We start from the raw sequence: 19,663 nt of genomic DNA on the forward strand, positions 1-19,663 counted from the left end.
GAGGGAGCTTGCTCCCGTTGGGCGCTCCAGTGCGAAGCTGCCAAAAAACAGGGACTGCTGCGCAGTCCGACGGGAGCAAGCTCCCTCGCCACAGGGTTATCTATTGATCTTTAACAGGGGGGGAGGAGGGAGTGACGTTGCTTGATGGTCGTCAGGACTTCGCTTCCTTGGTCCCCAGCACATCACGGATGTTGTCCACCACATTGCTGTCCTTGATCACATCATTGAGCCAACCCTCGAGCGGCATGTTGCCCCATTTGATCGCGCGTTCGATCAGGTAGGGGACAGGGCTCTGGGGTTCGGTCTGCTTGAAGAATTGCGCGATACCCGCCAGCAGGGTGAACGCCTCGTCGCGGGTCTGTGGCGTGGTGCGCAGCGGCGTGACTGGAAGGTCTTGCTGGGTCTGGGTCATTGCAGCACCTGTGGGTTGTGCGCCAGCGCTTTCGGAGACGGCCGGGGTGGGCGCGGCAGGGGCCGGGTTCAGTTCGATTCCGCGATCCTTGAGCAGCTTCTCGGCCAGTTGGCCGGCGCGGGACAACACGTCGTGGAGCCCGGCAAAACTCGGCGCGTCATGGCCGAACAGCCTGTCGACCGTGTTCTGCAGCCGTTGGCATGCGTTGAGGCTGGCGGCTATTTCGCCGGCCTTCTGGCGCAGGTGATCGGAGTCGGTCAGCACCACCGAACGCTGGAACACCTCGGCGTTGATCTTGCCTTCGTCGAGGGCGGCACGCATGGCCTGGGGGTTCTGCAGCCCAAGGTTTTCCATGTGCCGGGATTCGTCATAGCGCAGCAGGCCGTATTGTTGGCCCTGGGTGATGGGCAGTCCGCCCACGACATCCGCCAGCGACGTTTTCATCCATGCCAGGCGGGCAGCGCGTTCATCGACCCCATCCTCGAGGGACGGGAAGAGGTCGGTCCAGAAATTGTCCAGTATGCGTTCGGCCAGGGTCAGGCCGAAGGTGATACCGGTGAAATGGTACTTGTGCGCCAGGGCTTCGCTGAGCCAGGCGACGAGCATCAGGTCCTTGCTCTGGCGAGCCAGGCCCTGGGCAGCGAGGGTGAGGGTCAGGTCCCAGTCGGATGACTTCAGGTCGGTTTGCCAGTCACCCTGGGTCAGGTAGTCGGGGTCTGCTCGCCGTGCTTCTTTCACCTGATCGAACAAGGTGGAAAAGCTCAGGTCTTCGCCGCTCCCCTCGTTGATGGGCGCTGTCAGTTCGGCCAGCGAAAGGTCGTTGAGAAATTCAGACATGGGAAACTCTGATCAGGCTAAAAGAACACCGTGCCCGCCGGGCAGGCACGGTGCTGAAAACGAGCCGCTTGCGCGGCCCGTCGTTACCACGGTGTTATGCGAAAACCTTGTTCGCGGTACGGTCCCAGCCACCGGTGACGTTGCCGCCGCCCTGGCCATCTGCACGGCTCTGCTGGGTGTAGGTGGTCTTGATGCGAGCGAAGTTGAAGCTGATTTCTTCGATCGGCAGATCGCCAACGGCTTTGTCTTCACCGTTCTGGCTGCCGCCGGCGACCGCTTTCACGGAAGACACCACGACTTCTTCCAGGTTGATGGTCAGGTAGGTCACCTTGTCGCCACCGGCGCGGTTCACGTTCAGCTGGATCTTGGCGATGTGAGTGCCTTTGCAGCAGGCTTCGAACAGCTTGGCAGAAGCCTTGTCCACGGCTTTGCGGATGCTGAAGTCGCTCAACGCAACACGCTCCGACGAAGCACCGCCCGACGAGCTGGCCGTCGCGGAAGTCGCTTGGGTGGCGCCGTACTCGTAGCCCAGCACTTCGATCCAATCCTTGTGTTTGTCGTCCAGAACTTCACCTGGAATGCCGTCGATCTGGATGTATGCGTCAAATGCCATTTCTATTTTCTCCTTACCTTCATTTAAAGGGAGGCGACTTGCGCGCAAGTCACAGCCCTTCGCTTTAACCTCTTTGAAACGATCAAGAGAGGTGTCTTATGCCGGCCCGGACCTCTCGTCGAGATGACCCGGATACCGGTATTTCTTCACAAGGCGCGCCTGCTCAGTTGAGTGCCCGCACTTCGATTTCTACTCGCCGGTTAGGCTCCAGGCAGTGAATCAGCTGGGCCCTGGGTTGCTGCATGTCGCACTTGACCAGAGGCTTGGTGCTGCCTTCGCCGATCGCTTCCACCAGCTCGCCGGGCACGCCTTTGCCCACCAGGTAGGTCTTGATGGTTTGCGCCCGCTGTCTGGACACCTGCAGGTTGCCCTGGGGATCGCCGAGTTGATCGGCGTGCCCGGCGATGATGATTTTTCCGATGTTGGGGGTGCTGAGCAGCTTGCCGGCGATCGCACTCAGCTGGCTTTGCCCTTCAGTCTTCAGGCTCTGGAAATCCGCACGGGCGAAGGCGAACAGGGTGTCCGACTCCAGCGTGATGGTTTCGATCGAGCGCAACGACTGGGTCAGCAGGCTGTTGATGTAGTTGCGCGAGCTGGAGATCAGGAACGCGTTGTCGAGGATCCGCGGCACGTCCGGCTCGTGGATCTGGTCGCTGTAGAAGTTGATCTGGCGGCTGGCGAACTCATAGTCCGAGGCGGCGACACTGGCGTTGCCCACCTGACGGGCAATCGCCGGGTACCAGTAATCCGGGATTTTCGCTTTCAGGAACCCGGGGTCGGCCTTTTCACGCTGGGCACGCGACAGCATGACGTAGGTGTCCAGCGTCGTCTTGCCGAAACCGGCGATGGACTGCGCCCGGTTGTCATTGGGCAGCGCCTTGGGTTCGACGCTGTCCACGCCGGTCACGGGCATCAACTCTTTGGCGTTGCGCTGATAGACCTTGAGGGTGGTCAGCAGATACAGCGAGCGGGTCAGGTTGTCGGCCGTGGGCTTGAGCATCACGCTTTCCAGGCGCTCGAAATAGCGGCTGCGCACCAGTGGCTCGACCTTGTGGCCTTGATAGAGCCCCAGGCGCAGGCGCAGCGGCACGCCCTGATCGTGGTGTTGCGCGTAGTAGTGCGCAGTCCAGAAGCGCAGGCGATCCAGGGTTTGCCAGGCGGTGTATTGCCCGATGGCCGAGTGATCGTCGGCGGCGGCCTGGGTCAGTTCTGTGGACAGGCTCTGCAGGGTGTTCTTGTTGTTGACGTACGACCAGCCCAACAGGCTGCACAGCAATGCAGCGACCAGTCCGGCACCGCCGATCCAGGCTGCCCTGCGCCGACGCTCGCGGTGGTTGGTGGTGTACAGCGCCACCAGGTGCTGGTCGGGAATGATGACCTTGCGGAACAGGCTGTTGATGAACAACGGGCGCGGCTGCGCATTGCCGTCGGCGATCTCCCGCTCACCTTCCAGCGAGAAACGCTCGGTCACCTGGCGTGCATGACCGCCCAGTTCCGGCTGGTCGGCATCGAGGGCGCTGGTGAAATAGAAGCCGCGCAGCAGTTCCGCACTCTGATAAGGGTTGGCGCGCAGCAGGGCATCGACGAACAGTTGAAGCCGGGGCTTGAGGGCCGCCAGCTCCAGCGGGAACCGGTACACCGCCGAATCCTGCCGGGTGATCTGGATGTCCTGCGTGACCAGTTGCTGGCTCGCCACCTGTTGCCAATAGCTGACCAGTTCGTCCATCGCGACGCCGAAGCGCTGCCCCCAGTCGGCCTGCTCATAGCCTTTGTGGGAAAAGGTCTTGCCCATCACTTCGCCGCGGGCGGTCTCGTCCAGTTGGCGATAGAAGGGCGCGAAGCCCGGCACCAGGTCGCACTTGGTGAACACCAGGTAGACCGGCAGGCGCACTTCCAGCAAGGCATGGGTTTCCTGGATGCGTTCGCGCAGGCGCTTGGCGATGCGCTCCTGATCTTCGAGCGAGGCTTGCAGGATGTCGTGGATGCTCACCGTGACGATCAGGCCATTGAGCGGCCGGCGCTGGCGATGCTGGCGCAGCAGTTGCAGGAAGGCACGCCATTTGCCGGCCTCTTCCTGGTTGTTCATGTAGCGCCCGGCGGTGTCCAGAAGCACGGCCTCGGAGCTGAAGAACCAGTCGCAATTGCGCGTGCCACCCAGACCGGCGACCCGCACGCCTTCGCGCTCGGCGTAAGGGAAATTGAGCCCCGACTGGTAAAGCATGGTGCTCTTGCCTGCCGCAGGCTGGCCGACCACCAGGTACCAGGGCAGGGCATACAGCGCATCCTTGGGGTTGCTGCCCCGTGGCTTGTTGCTGTGCAAGCGCTCGATGCTCTGCAACAGGCGCTCGCGCAACAGGCTGACTTCCTCGCGATCCGCCGGGCTCGCGTTCAACACGGCCTGGTCGGCATCCTCGCGCAGCAGTCCCTCGAGGTTGTGATGCCGGGACACGCCCCGATAAAGCAGCAGCACATAGCCGGCGGACAGACCCAGGAACACACCGATACCGGTCAACAGGCTGTTGAGCGAACTGAAGCCGAACGCACGCCCGATGCCCCACACCACGAAGATCGCGAGGAAAAAGCACACCCCCAGGATGTAGGGTTGATAGCGCAAGAAGTAATACTTGATCTTGTTCATACGGACTTCGAATCCAGGGCATCGACAAAACGGTCGATAACGTCACCCAGAGGGCGGTCGATTTCGGGAAAGGCGTGTGTGCGGTGGTGCTCGTCAAAGGCATCGAATGACGCCAGTACGTCGTAGCTCTGCGAGCGGTCGTTGATGCCGGTCAGCAGGCGATAGGCATCGCTGGTATTGCGTGAGGCAAAGCAGATCACCCGGGGGCGCATGAAGTCGTCCGCCAGCAGGTTGATGTGCGGCACGGCGCGTTCGGGTGTCATTTGCGTCAGCCAGGTGACCCACAAATCGGCGGTCGGGTTTTTCAACCCCCGTTCCGCCGGCAAGGGCAGGGTGATGCCTATCGGCGTGGCCTGATCGAGGTGCCTTCTCAGGGCCTGGAGCCGGGTCAGCACGGCGTTGGTGACGAATTCCGGGTAGGTGCCCTGCAGCGCGCAGGCGATGTCGCCCAGGTTGAAGTTCACCAGGAACTTGTCATGCACGCGCCGGAACAACTCGAAGTCCTGTCCTTGCAACGGGCGCAGGGCCTTGATGCGTTCGAACAGCACCGAAGTGCTTTCGCCCTGGACCGCCATGTGCAGCAGCGGCCTGATCTGCCCGCTGAACAGTTCGCCCAGGGTGAACGGATTGACCAGCGGTTCGGCTTCGCTGGCCTTGAGCGTCTGGAAAATGAAAAACGGGTAGCGCCGTCCACTCGAATCCCTCGAGCTGATCAACCCACCCAGCAACCAGTTGCCGCTGCGCGCGCGATAGCTGAAAAAGCACACCGGCAAAGCGTCGAACAACGCTCGCCAGTCTTCGCGATGCTGCAGGGCGGCCAGCGCCCCTTGCAGCCAGCTATCGAACTCGCAGACCTCGTCGCCCGCACCTTGCAGGCTGACGAAGTCCGGGCTCGCGGGGACCTTGCCGAAGCAGCCGATCATTGGCCGGTTCCCGGGTTCAAGGTGCGGCGGCTCACAGCGCTTGGCCTTCTTTGGCGTTGAGCGCGCTCAAGGCCTTGACGTTGGCTAGGTCGGTCAACTTGACGCCGCCGTAGTTGCGCACGGCGAGGCTGACCGGGCCACTGCCGGTGTTCCAGCTGAAGCGTTGCTGGATGCCGTCCAGATCGCTGACCCGTGCGCTGTCGTTCATGCGCAGCAGGCCCCAGCGGCCCGGGTAGTCGAACACCGTGATGCGCTCGCCAGTCAGGGTCACCACATCCAGGCGTGCGCCCGGCGTGGTGGTCGTGCCCGGCCAGGAGAAGCGGCTCCAGCTGGTCTTGCCGTTGCGGTAGTGCTGCACCTGGCCATCGAGGGTGAAGATGATGTCGGTCAGGTTGGCGGAAGGTTCGAGCATGATCTCGAAGCCGTTGTCGCGGTCCGACAGGCTGGCGATCACCTGGCCCAACGAGCTGGCCTTGTCGATGCTGTTGACCATGTTCGGGTTGACCAGCGGCGTTGCCTTGCTGTTGCTGCTCATCCCCAGGCCTTCGCCTCCGGACAGGTTGCCGATTTCGTTGCGCTTGAAGTTCGGCAGCAGCCCGGACTCCGGGTCGACGAAACGCTGCAGGTCCTTGACCGAAGCTTCATTGCGGCTGCCTGGCGCAATCGGGTAACGGTGCGCCATGACTTGCTCCCACGGCTTGGCGATCTGCTGTGCCCAGGCCTTGGCAATCTGCTGGCCGGCCGGGTCGCGCAGGGTTTCCCAGGCAAACTGGATCGGCAGGCTGAACAGGCCCTGCAACGATTCGGACAGGCCACCCTGGCTGGTGTCGACGGTGGTCTCGACATAGTTGCGCACGCTGGTCACTTCGCTTGGCAGCCCTTCGAGGGTTTCGCTGATCAGCTGCTTGCTGCTCTTGCCCACGTCCTGGGAGCGCTGGATGTTGTTCATCCGCACCTTGAGCTTGCGCAAGGCCGCGAGGTAGCGGTCCATGATCGTGCTGTCGGCGCCTTCGGCGTTTTGCACGGCGAATACCCGCGACACAGGCTCGAAGCGCTTCGCCAGGCTGCCGTCATCGACCGCCGGCAAAGGCGAAATCAGCGCGCTGGGCGAGGTGTTCTTGCCATCGAAAATCCCGCTGACGCTGCTCCAGAAGCCGTCATCGGGCTTGACGCCCGCCGGCAGTGTTTCGCGGGGGGCCGGGACATCCCATTGGGTGTTGTCGTTGACCGCCGCCAGGAGGATTTTCACCGGCGAGTTCTGCACGTCGCTGAGCAGGGCCAGCTGTTGGGTGGCATTGGCCATGTCGGTGAAATGGCGAACACCGACGCTGTCGATCAGGGTGTACCAGGCCTGGGTGTAGTCGCGCTTGTAGCGCGTCATGAACTCGCGGATGAAATTGGCTTTCTGCACGATGCTGTCGCCGCCTTCGCCGTCGAGCACCCAGTCCGATTCGTTTTGCAGGTTGCCCGACACCAGCTTGATCAGCTCAGGCTTGACGAACTGTTCCCAACCCTGGCGGGTGAAAATCGCCGGCACCGCCTCGGTGCCGTACAGCAACTGCCGGCCGGGCATCGGCACCAGGTCGCTCAGGCCCACGGCCGGGAACTGACGGCTGGATTCGAGTTGCAGGCGCAGGTATTCACGGTCCACCAGAGAGCTGGAAATCATGAAGGACTTCAGGCTGTTGCGGGTTTCGCTGATGAGTTGCTCGTTACGCGACAAGGACGGTGCCTGGCCATTCTTGAGCAATTGCACGTAGACCGGCGAGTTGTCCTGGATCACCGCGGTGCTGACAGGGTTGTCGGCACTGGCGGTATTGGCCCAGGCCACCGGCAACGCAGCGCCGACGAACTCCGGGTCCGGGTGGGTGCCGGGTTGCGTCAGCATCAGGTAGAGCTTCAGTGCGTTATAGGACTCGATGATGGACGCGACTTGTCGCTCATCCAGCCGCCCGAGCATTTCTTCGGACAACGACAGCCCGCCGGTGGTCGCCGACAAATCCGCGGCATCGCTGGCCGTGGCCGGGTTGCGCAGTGCTGCCAGCGCTTCGCCGCGGGCCTTGTTGGCAGCGCCCTTGGCCGCGCCGCTCAGGCGACTGGCCGCCTCACCGGTACTGCGCGGCAAGCCGTTCAGGCGGGTGGGCAGCTTCAGGCCTTGCGCACGGCCTTTGGCAGCGTCGGCCTTGGACGCCGCCGAGGCAAAGCTGTTCTGCGGGTCCATGGTTTTGGCGAACTCGTTGAAGGCGCGCATCTGCAATTGCAGTTGCAAGGTGACGGGTTCCAGCGCCTGGGTACGCAGTTGTTGCAAATAGGCGGCTTGCGCGACGCGGTAGATGTCGTCACCGCGATACAGGCCTGCGCCCAACTGCAACGGCACGCCTTTGGCACGGTTCTTCTCGATGGCCGAGAGCTGCTCGCGCAACAGCTCCAGGCCTTGGCCCGAGGCGAGCAACCCGGCACGCTCCGGGGACTGTTGCAGCTCGCTCAGTTGCTCGCGCAACGTGGCCAGCCACTGACGGTTGTTCTGGAACGACAGGGCTTGCCAGCCAATGAACGCGACGCCGGCCAGTACCGCCAGACCCAGCAGGGCAGGGCTGACGGAGGTGTTCTTGCCAAGGCGCGACTGATAAAGGGTCAGGTCGCGGTCCGGGAAGATCACCCGGCGGAACGTATCGGTAATGAAATAGCTGCGGTCGCTGATTTTCTTGCCGGTGCTTGGCTCCGATTGCTCATGTTCCGGTTGCAGGGCGAACGACTCGGCCAGGTCGTCTTCATACACCTGGCCCAACTGCTGGTCGGTCTGCAGGGCGCTGGTGAAGTACAGCCCGCGCAGCAACAGCGGCGCACCGCTGCGACCGGTCTCGGCGAAGTGCTGGAGAAACTGCTCCAGCACCCCGGACAGTTCGGCGAAATAGTTCGGGAAGTTCAGCAGTGCGCTGTTGGCATCGGCACCCAGCGCAATCATCTGGGCGTCGACGTGACGGCGAATATGCTTGTGCAGGTTGGCCAGCTTGGCATCCAGCACCGGGCGCAGGCCCTGGTTGCGGATCTCGGACAAACCGAAGGTCATGCCCAGCGGTTGCTGGCGTTCGTTCAGGTCCAGGCCCTCGAACGCCTGGCTGAAGCCCGGCAGTTGATCGGTCTTGCTCAGCATCAGGTAGATCGGTGGGCTCGCGTCCAGGCAAGCGTTGTACTCCTCGATGCGCGACACCAGTTGCGCGGCGAGTTCGTTGCGCTCGGCCGCACTGCACGCCAGCAGTTCAGGCAGGCTCACCACCAGCACCAGACCGTTGACCGCGGCCTTGCTGCGTTGCTTTTTCAGCATGCGCAGGAAGGCGGCGAATTCGCTGGCCGACGGGTCGTCGCGCAGATAACGGCCGGCCGTATCGATCATCACGGCCTCGGGGCTGAAATACCAATCGCAATGCTGGGTGCCGCTCTCGGTGTCGTTGGCGCTGCTGGCAATGCTTGCGGAAAGGCCAGAGCGGGTCAGCAACGAGGTCTTGCCCGCCGCGGACATGCCGATGACCAGGTACCACGGCAAATCGTAAAGTGCCGACGAGCCGCCGCCACCGGCCGAGCGGTCGGTGCGCAGCATCGCGATCGCGTGCTTGAGACGTTCGCGCAGCACCTGCTGATCGCGGAACTCACCGGTGGATTTGAGCGAACGATCGACTTCGATCTGCACCAGGTTTTCAAGGTTGTGCTCGGCCCGGATACGCTTGTACTGACGCAGCACAATGATCAGCAGGTAGAAGGCGCTGACGATCGCCATCGCCTCCGGCGCATAACCGCGCAGCCAGCTCACATGCGGCGCGACGAACCAGCAGACCGCCAGGCTCGCCAGCCACAGGGCGGGAACGAGGAACCAAAAGCTTTTCAACAAACGCAATAATGTCTTCATGTCTTCCTGACTCGGTTACCTGACCTGTGCTCAGGCACTGAACAGCTGGCTGATTTGTTCGGACAACGCGGCTACGTCCTTGGCCAGCAACCAGTCCAGCGTCAGGTAGACACCTGCGCAGACCAGCGCAATCAGCGCCAGGTAGAGCCAGAGGGGAACTTCATGGCGCAGCATTTGCGAGACCTGGTCGGGCAACGCCCAGTCGGGCGAGAGGGCCTTGGGCGTCTTGCGATAACGCGCGATGTCCTGGCCCAGGGTATTGGCCAGGTAACGCAGCTGATCCTTTTGCCCGAGGCTGAACTTGCCTTCGAAACCCAGGGCCAGGCACAGGTGGTAGACCTCGAGCACATCGAGGTGCTGTTTGACGTCGCCACGCAGGGCATCGATTTTTTCGAAGAAGCCTTCGCCGGCCAGGTGCACGCCGAAATAGCGGAACTGCAGCGGCTGCAATTCAAAGTGCCGGCGCAACTCGTTGTCCCCGGAGCGCAACACGCTTTCATCGAGGAACGCACACAGGGCGTACTGGGTGTCCTTCACTTGTTCGACGCTGTAGTTGGCGCTGCGGGCATCGCGCTCCAGTGCCTTGAAGAAGGTGTCGACACTGGCCTCGAAGGCGCTGACCGACGTCACTTGCCGGCCCTTGCGCACGATCAGCGCCATGCTGATGAAGTCTTGCACCAGGTCTTTGAGCGTCGGTTTTTCACGGGCGGCCGCAACGGCGCCTTGCAGTACGGCTTCGGTCATTTGAGTACCGCCATCAGTTCAAGCTTGAGGTTGGTGAAGGCGCTGGGCGCGTAGAAAGAGATGGCCTGGGCGCTCATCATTCGTTCATACACCCGGCCATGGGGCTCGATGGAGAAGTAGTGATTGTCCAGTCGCACCGGAATCGCATTGGGCAGGCGGGTCGAATGATTGAGGGTGACGCCGGGCATGGCGCTGTTGACCACCACTTCGATGTCTTCCGGCGAGCCGACCTTGAACGCCCGTGGCACCAGCTCCAGCAGGCTTGCGCCCGGCATGTCGGCGTGCACGGAGATATAGAAGTCCGCCTCGGCCAGCCGTGGGTCGTGCAACTGCCCTTGCCAGTAAGAGGGTTTGGTCTGGGTCAGGTTGATCACCACACACTGGTTCGGCACGACGTTGTCGAGCAGCACGCGAATCATTTCGTCGAGCTTGACCAGCGAGGCCGCCGGGTCGTGGTGGTCGTATTCGGGGATGTCGTTGAGCTGCGTATCCAGCGAGAACGTCAGCAGGCCGCCGGCGAGTTCGGCCAGGAACAGATACAAGCGCTCGGGGTGCAGGCGCGGATGCGCGAGCAGGTGCGCCAGGCTCGGGTGGGCACGGTTCACCGTGTTCAACAGCCAGAACAGGGTGACGTCGCTGGAGCCAAATTCGGCAATCTGGTCCGCGCGCTCGCGACGCCGACCCGACAACGCCTTGCTCTTGGATTGCAGGGCGCCGAGCAAACGCTTGCCCAGTCCGACCAGGGTGTCGTGGGTGCCCAGGTGCAGCGTCGGGTGCACGAAATGCCCGTCGAGGTTGAAGCCGCCGATGTTGTTGCGCGACAGCCGGGCAATCGGGCACCAGGTGTAGCCATCGAGGTTGTCGCCGTCGATCAGCATCACCACGTTCAGGCGCAGGCTGGTGATTTCGTTTTCCAGGTCGCCTTCATTGAGGTCCGGCAAGGTGTCGAACTGCTTGCGAAAGCGCCGCCCGGTCTTCTGCTCCTGACCGTCTTCGACGTAATTGAGGCCGAATGGCTCAGGCAGTTTCAGCGCGGCGTAGACCTTCAGGTCGTTGCCCTTGAGCAGGTCCTTCAGGTCACGGGCCGCCGGCAGCGGGTCGTGCTGCGGTGCGTCGAACAGGCTGCCGTCGGGAAACACCAGCTTCAGGCGCTTGAGCTGCAGGGAGCCGGTGGCAAGGGCTTCCTCGTCCACTTCGAGCAACTGCACGCCCCAGTGAAAAGGCGTGTTGCGCAGGGTCGCCTGCGCCAGCTGATGCTGGTGGAACTCATCCTGATACTGGAAATGTTGTGGCAAAAGGAACATACCTTCGGACCACATCACCCGGCTTTGCTTACTCATTGAGCGCTTTCCAATAATGAATTCAATTTCGACTCCACGGCTTTTTGCGCGGAGGCACTCGCCTGGTCCTGGGCTTTTTGCACCACGGCGTCCTGCACGCGCTCGGTCAGCGTGGGTTCGGCCGGTTGCTCAGCGGCTTTGGCCAGTTGTTCCTGGGTCTTGGGTTTATCGAGGACATCGACACCACTGACGGCAGACACCGTGTTGTTGTCCACCAGCACACGCAAGCCGTCGGAGGAGAACCAGATGCCGTCCTTGCGCAGGGAGTTGGCGTCGAACGCGACCTTCCAGCGGCTGTTCTCGTCGTTGCGGAAAAAAGCCGCGACGCCGACATAGCCCGCTGCCTTGTTCAGCGGCCACTTGTCGACTTGCCCCATGCCCGGCAACAAGGTGATTTCGCGGTTTTCGATCAGGGTATTGCCGAGGGCCTTTTGCGGGTCGTCCCACAGCGAGTCGGCATCCACCGACGCAAAGCGCTCCAGCGAAGTCAGCTGGTACACCCGCAGCACCACCGAAAGCGGCTTGCCGGACGCGTCGGGGTTGAGCTGGTTGCCGCCGTCGGACGTGAGGATGACCTTCTCGTTATCCTCGAACAGCATGTCGCCGGCCCAGGTGTTGTCGACCCGCTTGCCGACCCGGTCGGTGACGCCGCAGGCGCTGAGTACCGTCATCATCGCCACCGCCGTCAGGCATTTGGCCAACGTCGTCCTTGCGGGACGCTTCCCTGAATATTTCTTGTCCATGACCACTACCTGTTAATGCTCGATCAGCTCAGGCGATAGGCGAAATCGCCGTCGCTGCCCAACTCGATGTTCAAACTCTGAATCGGTTTGTCCTGCGCCATGCGCTCCAGGACCCGCTGGGCCAGTTCCGGCATCAGGGTCTGGGACAAAATGTTGTCGATGTTGCGGGCGCCGCTGTCGACCTCGGTGCAGCGCGAGGCAATCGCCTTGACCAGCGCGTCGTCATAGCTCAACTGCGCTTGATGATTACGCTCGAAGCGCTGGCGGATGCGGTCCAGCTTGAGCGCGACGATGCGCTCGAGAATCGCGTCCTTGACCGGGTAGTAGGGGACGATGGTCAGGCGGCCGAGGAAGGCCGGCTTGAACACCTGGTTCAACTCGTCACGCAGCCCTTCGACGATGTCCTGCGGCGTCGGTTGCGGCTGAGCATTCAGGCACCACTGCATGATGCGGTCGGTGCCGGTGTTGGACGTGAGGATGATCACGGTATTGCGGAAGTTGATCTCGCGACCCTCGCCGTCATCCAGCACGCCTTTGTCGAACACCTGGAAAAACAGTTCGAGCACGTCCGGGTGGGCTTTCTCCACTTCATCGAGCAGCACCACGCTGTACGGCTTGCGTCGCACCGCTTCGGTCAGTACGCCGCCCTCGCCATAGCCGACGTAGCCCGGTGGCGAACCCTTGAGGCTGGAGACGGTGTGGGCTTCCTGGTACTCGGACATGTTGATGGTGATGACGTTGCGCTCACCGCCGTACAGGGTGTCGGCCAGCGCCAGTGCGGTTTCGGTCTTGCCGACGCCGCTCGGGCCGAGCAGCAGGAACACGCCGATGGGTTTGTTCGGGTCTTCCATGCGCGCGCGGGAAATCTTGATGCGCTTGCCGATTTCGTGCAGTGCGTGGTCCTGGCCGAGCACCCGCTCGCCCAGCAACGCCGGCAGGCGCTGCACGGTTTCGATTTCGTTGCGCAGCATCTTGCCAAGCGGAATGCCGGTCCAGCCGGAAATCACTTCACCGATGGTCCCGCCATCCACCAGGGCATGCACCAGCGGTTGCTCACCCTGGACGCTGGCCAGTTCGGCGCGCACCGCGGCAATCTCCTGGGCATCCGGTGTCTGATTCTCCGGGTGGCTGAGGGCGCCGAGTTTTTCCACCAGTTGCAGTTCGAGTTGCCACTGTTGTTCGAGGGCGTCGCGGGTCTGCTGTGCGCTTTGCAGTTCGGTATTGAGGGCGCTCAGGCGTCGGGCGTGGTCGCTGCCTTTGGCGGCTTCCTGCTGCAGTACCGCGATTTCCGCCTGCAGGTTGTCGATCTGGCGTTTGCAGTCTTCCAGCGGTCCCGGCTGCGCCGATTGACCGAGGGCCACCCGGGCGCAGGCGGTGTCCAGCACGCTGACGGCCTTGTCCGGCAACTGGCGGCCGGTGATGTAGCGATTGGACAGGCGCACGGCCTGCACCAGCGCTTCGTCCATCACCGTGACCTTGTGGTGCTCCTGCATCTTGGCCAGCAGGCCGCGCAGCATGTGGATCGCCTTGTCTTCGTCCGGCTCTTCGACCTTCACCACCTGGAAGCGCCGCGCCAGTGCGGCATCTTTCTCGAAGTACTTCTTGTACTCGGCCCAGGTGGTCGCGGCTATGGTGCGCAGTTCGCCCCGGGCCAGGGCTGGCTTGAGCAGGTTGGCGGCATCGTTCTGCCCGGCCTGGCCACCCGAGCCGATCAGGGTGTGCGCTTCGTCGATGAACAGAATGATCGGGTGCAGGCTGCGCTTGGTTTCTTCGATCACCGACTTGAGACGGTTTTCGAATTCGCCCTTCACGCCGGCACCGGCCTGCAACAGGCCCAGGTCCAGGGTGTGGATGGCTACGCCCTTGAGCACCGACGGCACGTCGCCCTGGACGATGCGCAGGGCCAGGCCTTCGACCACGGCGGTTTTGCCGACGCCGGCCTCACCGGTGAGGATCGGGTTGTTCTGGCGGCGGCGGGTGAGGATGTCGACCATCTGCCGCACCTCGAACTCCCGGCCCAGCACCGGGTCGATCCGGCCTTCGCGAGCGCTTTGCGTGAGGTTGATGGTGTATTGATCGAGGGCCGGGGTCTTGCCGTTGCCTTTTACCGTGCCGGTGCTGGCGACGTCGGACGTGCCCAGCGGTTTGGCCTGTTTCGACTCGGCGCTGCTGTCCACCAGCGCGCCGAGGTTGACGCGCAAGTCGTCGGCGTTGATTTTCTCAAGCTCGGCGGCGCTGGCGACCACCACGCGGCGCAGTTCGTCGTCATCGAGCAAGGCTTGCAACAGATGACCGGTGCGGATCTGCGCCTGGCCGAACTCGATCGAGGCCAGGACCCACGCCTGTTCGATCATGCGGGTCAGGTGCGGCGACAGCGCCGGCGTGCGCGTATTGCCTTTCTTGAACGTCCCCAGTGCCGTCACCAGCTGCGCCTGCAAGCGCTCGGGCACCACGTCGTAATGACGCAGGATGGCCGGCAGGTCGTTGTCGTGGCTGTCGAGCAACTGCAACAACAGGTGCTCGATTTCGACATCGTAATGGTGTTCCGACAGGCACAAGGCGGCGGCGCTTTCAGTGGCGGCGCGGCTGGTGTCGTTGAGCTTGGCAAACAGGGACTTCAGGTTCACAGGGAGACCCCATCAAAAGGAATGTGGAAGAGGGCACAACGGGATGGCTCGACGTCGGAGTCCGGGCGCTTGAGCCAGCCGAGCCAGCCCAGCGAAACGTTGCCTTGGCGCCCCAGGCGCGCAACGGGCACGGCCTGGGGTTTGAGCCTGGGCGCCAACTGGAAGTCGAGTTCGGCGCCGACATAGAAGCGCACCAGTTCCACCAGTTTCCGGTAGTCCTCGGTGCCTGGCTGGAAGCGTTGATAGTCGGTCAGCTCCAGTGGACCCATCTCGATGCGTATGCACGACTGATAGTCCCAGACCCGGTTGCCGGCGACGGCGCTTTGCCCGAGCACGGCGTTCTTGCGCCCAAGTTGCGTGCACTGGCTGGCGTCGAGTTTCAGCCAGCGACCGGCAAAGGGCCTGACCTTGAACGGCAGCGAAAAATAAAAAGACAGCATCGCTTCCAGGTTCAACGCGTTGCGCGGTTTCTGCGCAAACAGGCCGGAGAAATAGCTGAACAGTTCACGGCGCAGGGGCGAGCCTTGCCGGTCGAACTTCTGCTTCTGCGCCTCGGGCCCGAAACCCACCAGGTTGAGCAGGTAGCGATCGAAGTCCGAAGTACCGTTGCGTTCGTACTCGATGTAGAACTTGTACTTTTGCCAGGCCTCGTAGAACAGCGTGGTCATGCGGTGCGAAAAGATGTCGAGGAAGGCATGGGCCGCGTCATCGCGGTACTGGACGTGCCGCTCGATCAACAGCTCGGTGTACGGACGCGGCAACACACCCGAGGGCCCGACCAGGCCCATGAAGGTGACTTGCATCTCGGACAGCGGCAGGCCGGCCACGGACACCTTGCCTTCACGCTCGAACTGCAGGTCGCTGACTTCACTGGCCGGGAAGTTGAGCGACAGCTGCGAGCGAAAACGCAGAGGGTCTTCGTGCGGTCGGGTTTCCAGGTCCATGCGCCCGGTTCTGCTGTAATGCAGGCGAAGCAGGCGCACCAATTGGAAAAACTCGAATCGGTGCGGCTCAGCCCTTGCCTGGTCGATCAGACCAGGGGTTGATCGCCGGTTCGCGGTGGCCATTGGACGACTCTCTTTTCGCGCTGCAAGGTGCGAAGGGTTAATTGGGTAAAACTGTTCATGGTGCAGTACTGACCAAAGAAGTGATCGAGCACCATGCCGAACAGAAACACACCGCTGCCGGTGTATTGGCTTTCATCGAAATTGAGGGTGATGCCGACGCCGCGCACGAAGTTCGGCCGCGGGTGGCCGATGCGCGCCACCACCGGCTCGCTGCTCACCGAGACGATGCCGTTGATCTGTTTGCGCAGTGCCGACAGGTTGCGGTAGTTGTAGAGCGACAACAGCTCCAGCAGCACTTCGCGACCGCGGGACACCAGCGACATATGGTTCAGCGACAGGTGCGAAATCAGCCGCCAGATCACGCCGTTGCCCAGCGGCACGCGAGCGGTGGCGGTGGGCTTGCGCAGGCAACGGATGTCCTTGATCACCGAGTTGCCCGGGATAGTGAAATCGCCGCGCTCGCCACCGAAAGGCAACATCAGGGGCAGGTCGCGGTTGCTGCAGGTCAGGCGGATGCTCAACGTATCGTTGTTGGCTTCCATCAGCCCCAGTTCTCGATCGACCACCCGGATAAACACGTTCGAGCCATCGCGCTGGCCGGTCTGTACGGCTCGACGCCGGGCAATCCAGAAACTCTGGCCCGGGCCCTGATCGCCACGGGGCTCGAAAAACGGATGGCAGGTGCCGACCTGATCGATGCTGCCCACCTTGCGCACGCGTCGCACGCGGTCGATGGACACCACTTCGGCCGAGCTTTGCAGGCGCACATCCGGCGTCACCGCGTACTCGTGCTGGGCGTGGGTCAACTTGATCGGCTCGGCCTGCTGGCGGAACAGGTTGATGATCGGCGTGCAATTGAGCTTGAAGTTGTTGCGCCCGATGTTCTGCGTCAGGCGCGCCAGGCGATCGCTCAGGTCGTAGTCGGAGAAGTAGAAATTGACCTCGACGTTCTCGACCTCCTTGCCTGCCAGAATCCGTGCAAAGCCCGACAGGTCGAAGAACATGAACTTGTCGGGGAAGGTGAAGTACTCGTGCAGCAGACGGTAACCGAGGAACGAGCGCTCGGAGTAATCCACCAGGCCCTCGTCCAGGCCATAACCGACGGTTTTCAGCGCGTTGGCCGGCAAGGCGACTTCGCGGGTGCGGCCCTGATCTTCGAAGGTCAGCGTGGCCTTGGCCAGGTTGTTGAACAGCAGTTCGTACAGTTGCAGCATCAACGTGCTTTCGCCGTCGAGGAAGAACCGCAGGCGGTCCAGTTCCAGTTTGCCGAACATCATGTCGCCGGTCGCCACCAGGCCGATGCGCAAGCGTGCGACCAGGTCAGCGCTGTGGCCGTTGAACGCCGAACGTTCCATCTCGATGAACGACGCCTGTTGCACCGCCACCGGCCACAGTTCGACCGGGTAGCAGGTGCGGAATTTACACACCACGCCATCGATCGGGTTGGCACTGATTTCGGTATGCCGGGGCACGTGGAAGGCTTCGGTGACTTTTTCCTGCTTGCCCAGGTTGAACTCGACGATCGACATCGACGGGGTAGGGCGCAGGTAGTGCGGGTACAGCACTTCGAGGAACGACTCGACGATTTCCGGCAGCTCGTCGTCGAGTTTTTTGTGTACCCGTGCAGACAGGAACGAGAAGGCTTCGATCAAGCGCTCGGTATGCGGGTCTTCGCAGTTATCGCCCTCGATGAGCAACCGCGAAGCGATTTTCGGATACTGGCTCGCAAACTCCTGGCCCAAAAAGCGCAGGTGCGACAGTTCCTTTTCGTAATAGGGCAGCAGATCGTCGAGCATCAGTTGAGGTTCTGCACTTTGTATTCCTGGGTGTTGACCTGCAGCACCGCGTCGAAGGACACCTGACGGGTGACGTCTTGCAGGCGCAGGACCGCGTCCACGCGAAAGGTCAGCATGCGTTGGCCGGTCTGTTGGGCAAGCAGTTGGACTTTGACGCTGCGAAAGCGCCGGTCGCCGACCGAGATCGCCTTCTCCAGTTGCCGCTGGATCAACAGGCGATCCTTGGGGTCAAGCACGCTGCGACTGGTGAAATCCGGCATGCCGTAGTCGAGGATGGTGCCGCCCAGATTGACGAAGCCTTCCAGCTCGTTGGCGACCAGGGACTGGCGGGTGTTGACCAGGATCTCGAGGTCGCGAACGATGCTGGCCTTGTAATCGGCCAGCGAACACAAGCGCTGCGATGACGCTTCGATGGACTGGTGCGGACGATCGTCCAGCAACCGGTCCAGCAGTGATGGCAACAGCTTGTGTTGACTACTCATATTGCCTCCCTGGCAATGTGCATGATCAGCCGCGGGTCGATTGCGGCAATTCAGCCACCAGGCGCAACGAAGCGGTGAGCTCGTCCAGTTGGTAGTGCGGGCGCAGGTAGGTCACGGCCTTGTACACCCCCGGCTTGCCCGGCACTTCGAACACCTCGGCGCGGGCTTCGCGCAACGGGAACTTGGCCTTGGCTTCCTGGCTCGCGGTGTCGTCCAGCAACACGTAGCTCGACAGCCACTTGTTGAGGAACAGCTCGACGTCCTTGCGTGAGGCGAAGCTGCCGATCTTGTCGCGCATGATCGCCTTCATGTAGTGGGCGATGCGCGAGGTGGCGAAGATGTACTGCAACTGCGCGGAAAGCCGGGCGTTGGCGTTGGCGATGTCGGTGTTGTACTGCTTCTGCTTCTGCGCCGACTGGGTGCCGAAGAACGCCGCGTAGTCCGTGCCCTTGCAGTGCACCAGCGGAATGAAGCCGAGGTCCGACAGCTCTTTTTCACGGCGGTCGGTGATCGCGATCTCGGTCGGGCACTTGAGGGCGATTTCACCGTCATCGGTCTTGAACGTGTGGGTCGGCAGGCCTTCCACCAGACCGCCACCCTCGACGCCACGAATCGCCACGCACCAGCCGTAACGGGAAAACGCATCGGTGACCCGGGTGCCCAGTGCGTAGGCGGCGTTCATCCACAGGTACTTGTTGTGGTCACGGCCGTCGACGCTTTCGACAAAGTTGAATTCCTCGACCGGCGTGGTATCCGGGCCGTAAGGCAGGCGACCGAGCACATGGGGCAGGGTCAGGCCGACATAACGCGAGTCTTCGGAGGCGCGGAACGACTTCCACTTGGCGTATTCGACGGTGTCGAAAATCTTCGCCAGATCCCGTGGGCCGGACATGTCGGTGAACGAATCCCAGCCAAACAGCTCAGGCGAGGCCGCCGAGATGAACGGCGCATGGGCGGCCGCGGCGACGTGGGAAATCTCTTCGAGCAGGTACATGTCTTCCGGGCTGCGGTTGAACTCGTAGTCACCCAGCAGCATGCCGAACGGTGCACCGCCGAAGGTGCCGTATTCTTCTTCGTAGATCTTCTTGAACAGCGCGCTCTGGTCGAATTCGGAAGCGGCCTTGAGGTCGCGCACCAGGTCTTTCTTCGACGCGTTGAGCAAGTGGATCTTCAGCGTGGTGCTGGTCTCGGTCTGGTCCACCTGATACTTCAGGCCGCGCCAGGAGGCTTCCAGCTGCTGGAACTCACTGGCGTGCATGATTTCGTTCATTTGCTCGGAGAGCATCGCGTCGATCTCGGCGATGCGCGCATCGAGCACGGCGATCAGGTCCTTGCTCGGCGTCATTTCGCCTTCGAGGATCTGGTTGACCAGTTCGCCGATCAGGTCGCGGGTACGGGTGCGTTCAGTCTCGGAACGGGCCACGCGGCTTTCGGAAATGATGCTGTCGAGCAACGAGGATTGCGCGGTGAAGCTGTCCACTTCAACCAGCGTGCTGTCCTGTTGAGTCACGGTTTGCTTGTCGTTCATCGTCAGGCT

13 protein-coding genes are annotated in these 19,663 nt (G+C 62.2%); all 13 read right to left on the reverse strand.

What is annotated here, in order from left to right:
* Window positions 1–151 precede the first annotated feature (151 nt).
* Window positions 152–1,249, reverse strand: a complete 1,098-nt coding sequence (tssA, locus tag C9422_RS18150) for a type VI secretion system protein TssA (RefSeq protein ID WP_116581622.1) — start codon at window positions 1,247–1,249, stop codon at window positions 152–154.
* A 94-nt stretch (window positions 1,250–1,343) separates the two neighbouring features.
* Window positions 1,344–1,862: a type VI secretion system tube protein Hcp gene (locus C9422_RS18155; RefSeq protein ID WP_007978712.1), complete on the reverse strand. Its 519-nt coding sequence runs from the start codon at window positions 1,860–1,862 to the stop codon at window positions 1,344–1,346.
* Window positions 1,863–2,025: 163 nt separating this feature from the next.
* The gene (gene tssM / locus C9422_RS18160; protein WP_116581623.1) at window positions 2,026–4,500 is read right to left on the reverse strand and encodes a type VI secretion system membrane subunit TssM; all 2,475 of its coding nucleotides are present in this window, start codon (window positions 4,498–4,500) and stop codon (window positions 2,026–2,028) included.
* Window positions 4,497–5,423, reverse strand: a complete 927-nt coding sequence (gene tagF, locus C9422_RS18165; protein WP_116581624.1) for a type VI secretion system-associated protein TagF — start codon at window positions 5,421–5,423, stop codon at window positions 4,497–4,499. The genes tssM and tagF overlap by 4 nt, the downstream gene beginning before the upstream one ends.
* A gap of 31 nt (window positions 5,424–5,454) precedes the next feature.
* A complete protein-coding gene (locus C9422_RS18170) occupies window positions 5,455–9,327 on the reverse strand; it encodes a type VI secretion protein IcmF/TssM N-terminal domain-containing protein (protein ID WP_116581625.1) in 3,873 nt (1,290 codons plus the stop codon).
* A gap of 30 nt (window positions 9,328–9,357) precedes the next feature.
* On the reverse strand, window positions 9,358–10,071 hold the full coding sequence (gene icmH, locus C9422_RS18175) for a type IVB secretion system protein IcmH/DotU (protein ID WP_102701748.1): 714 nt from the start codon (window positions 10,069–10,071) through the stop codon (window positions 9,358–9,360).
* On the reverse strand, window positions 10,068–11,411 hold the full coding sequence (gene tssK / locus C9422_RS18180) for a type VI secretion system baseplate subunit TssK (RefSeq protein WP_007978722.1): 1,344 nt from the start codon (window positions 11,409–11,411) through the stop codon (window positions 10,068–10,070). Before tssK ends, icmH begins: the two co-directional genes overlap by 4 nt.
* Window positions 11,408–12,154, reverse strand: a complete 747-nt coding sequence (gene tssJ / locus C9422_RS18185; RefSeq protein WP_116581626.1) for a type VI secretion system lipoprotein TssJ — start codon at window positions 12,152–12,154, stop codon at window positions 11,408–11,410. Before tssJ ends, tssK begins: the two co-directional genes overlap by 4 nt.
* Before the next feature lie 23 nt (window positions 12,155–12,177).
* Window positions 12,178–14,781 (reverse strand): type VI secretion system ATPase TssH, encoded by a 2,604-nt coding sequence (gene tssH / locus C9422_RS18190; RefSeq protein ID WP_116581627.1) that lies wholly within the window; start codon window positions 14,779–14,781, stop codon window positions 12,178–12,180.
* A complete protein-coding gene (tssG, locus tag C9422_RS18195; RefSeq protein WP_116581628.1) occupies window positions 14,778–15,848 on the reverse strand; it encodes a type VI secretion system baseplate subunit TssG in 1,071 nt (356 codons plus the stop codon). The genes tssH and tssG overlap by 4 nt, the downstream gene beginning before the upstream one ends.
* Complete coding sequence (tssF, locus tag C9422_RS18200; RefSeq protein ID WP_116581629.1) at window positions 15,812–17,644, reverse strand: type VI secretion system baseplate subunit TssF; 1,833 nt, start codon at window positions 17,642–17,644, stop codon at window positions 15,812–15,814. Before tssF ends, tssG begins: the two co-directional genes overlap by 37 nt.
* Window positions 17,644–18,126, reverse strand: a complete 483-nt coding sequence (gene tssE / locus C9422_RS18205) for a type VI secretion system baseplate subunit TssE (protein ID WP_102701753.1) — start codon at window positions 18,124–18,126, stop codon at window positions 17,644–17,646. Before tssE ends, tssF begins: the two co-directional genes overlap by 1 nt.
* Window positions 18,127–18,151: 25 nt before the next feature.
* Window positions 18,152–19,654, reverse strand: a complete 1,503-nt coding sequence (gene tssC, locus C9422_RS18210) for a type VI secretion system contractile sheath large subunit (protein WP_007978737.1) — start codon at window positions 19,652–19,654, stop codon at window positions 18,152–18,154.
* Between the last annotated feature and the right edge of the window lie 9 nt (window positions 19,655–19,663).

This window comes from Pseudomonas sp. B1(2018) (assembly GCF_003097365.1).
In the GTDB taxonomy this organism is placed as follows: Bacteria; Pseudomonadota; Gammaproteobacteria; order Pseudomonadales; family Pseudomonadaceae; genus Aquipseudomonas; species Aquipseudomonas laurylsulfatiphila.

What these genes read in the sequence shown, in the direction of transcription:
- tssA (WP_116581622.1), bottom strand. Translation starts at nt 1,249, where the DNA reads ATGTCTGAATTTCTCAACGACCTTTCGCTGGCCGAACTGACAGCGCCC.
- C9422_RS18155 (WP_007978712.1), bottom strand. Translation starts at nt 1,862, where the DNA reads ATGGCATTTGACGCATACATCCAGATCGACGGCATTCCAGGTGAAGTT.
- tssM (WP_116581623.1), bottom strand. Translation starts at nt 4,500, where the DNA reads ATGAACAAGATCAAGTATTACTTCTTGCGCTATCAACCCTACATCCTG.
- tagF (WP_116581624.1), bottom strand. Translation starts at nt 5,423, where the DNA reads ATGATCGGCTGCTTCGGCAAGGTCCCCGCGAGCCCGGACTTCGTCAGC.
- C9422_RS18170 (WP_116581625.1), bottom strand. Translation starts at nt 9,327, where the DNA reads ATGAAGACATTATTGCGTTTGTTGAAAAGCTTTTGGTTCCTCGTTCCC.
- icmH (WP_102701748.1), bottom strand. Translation starts at nt 10,071, where the DNA reads ATGACCGAAGCCGTACTGCAAGGCGCCGTTGCGGCCGCCCGTGAAAAA.
- tssK (WP_007978722.1), bottom strand. Translation starts at nt 11,411, where the DNA reads ATGAGTAAGCAAAGCCGGGTGATGTGGTCCGAAGGTATGTTCCTTTTG.
- tssJ (WP_116581626.1), bottom strand. Translation starts at nt 12,154, where the DNA reads ATGGACAAGAAATATTCAGGGAAGCGTCCCGCAAGGACGACGTTGGCC.
- tssG (WP_116581628.1), bottom strand. Translation starts at nt 15,848, where the DNA reads ATGGCCACCGCGAACCGGCGATCAACCCCTGGTCTGATCGACCAGGCA.
- tssF (WP_116581629.1), bottom strand. Translation starts at nt 17,644, where the DNA reads ATGCTCGACGATCTGCTGCCCTATTACGAAAAGGAACTGTCGCACCTG.
- tssE (WP_102701753.1), bottom strand. Translation starts at nt 18,126, where the DNA reads ATGAGTAGTCAACACAAGCTGTTGCCATCACTGCTGGACCGGTTGCTG.
- tssC (WP_007978737.1), bottom strand. Translation starts at nt 19,654, where the DNA reads ATGAACGACAAGCAAACCGTGACTCAACAGGACAGCACGCTGGTTGAA.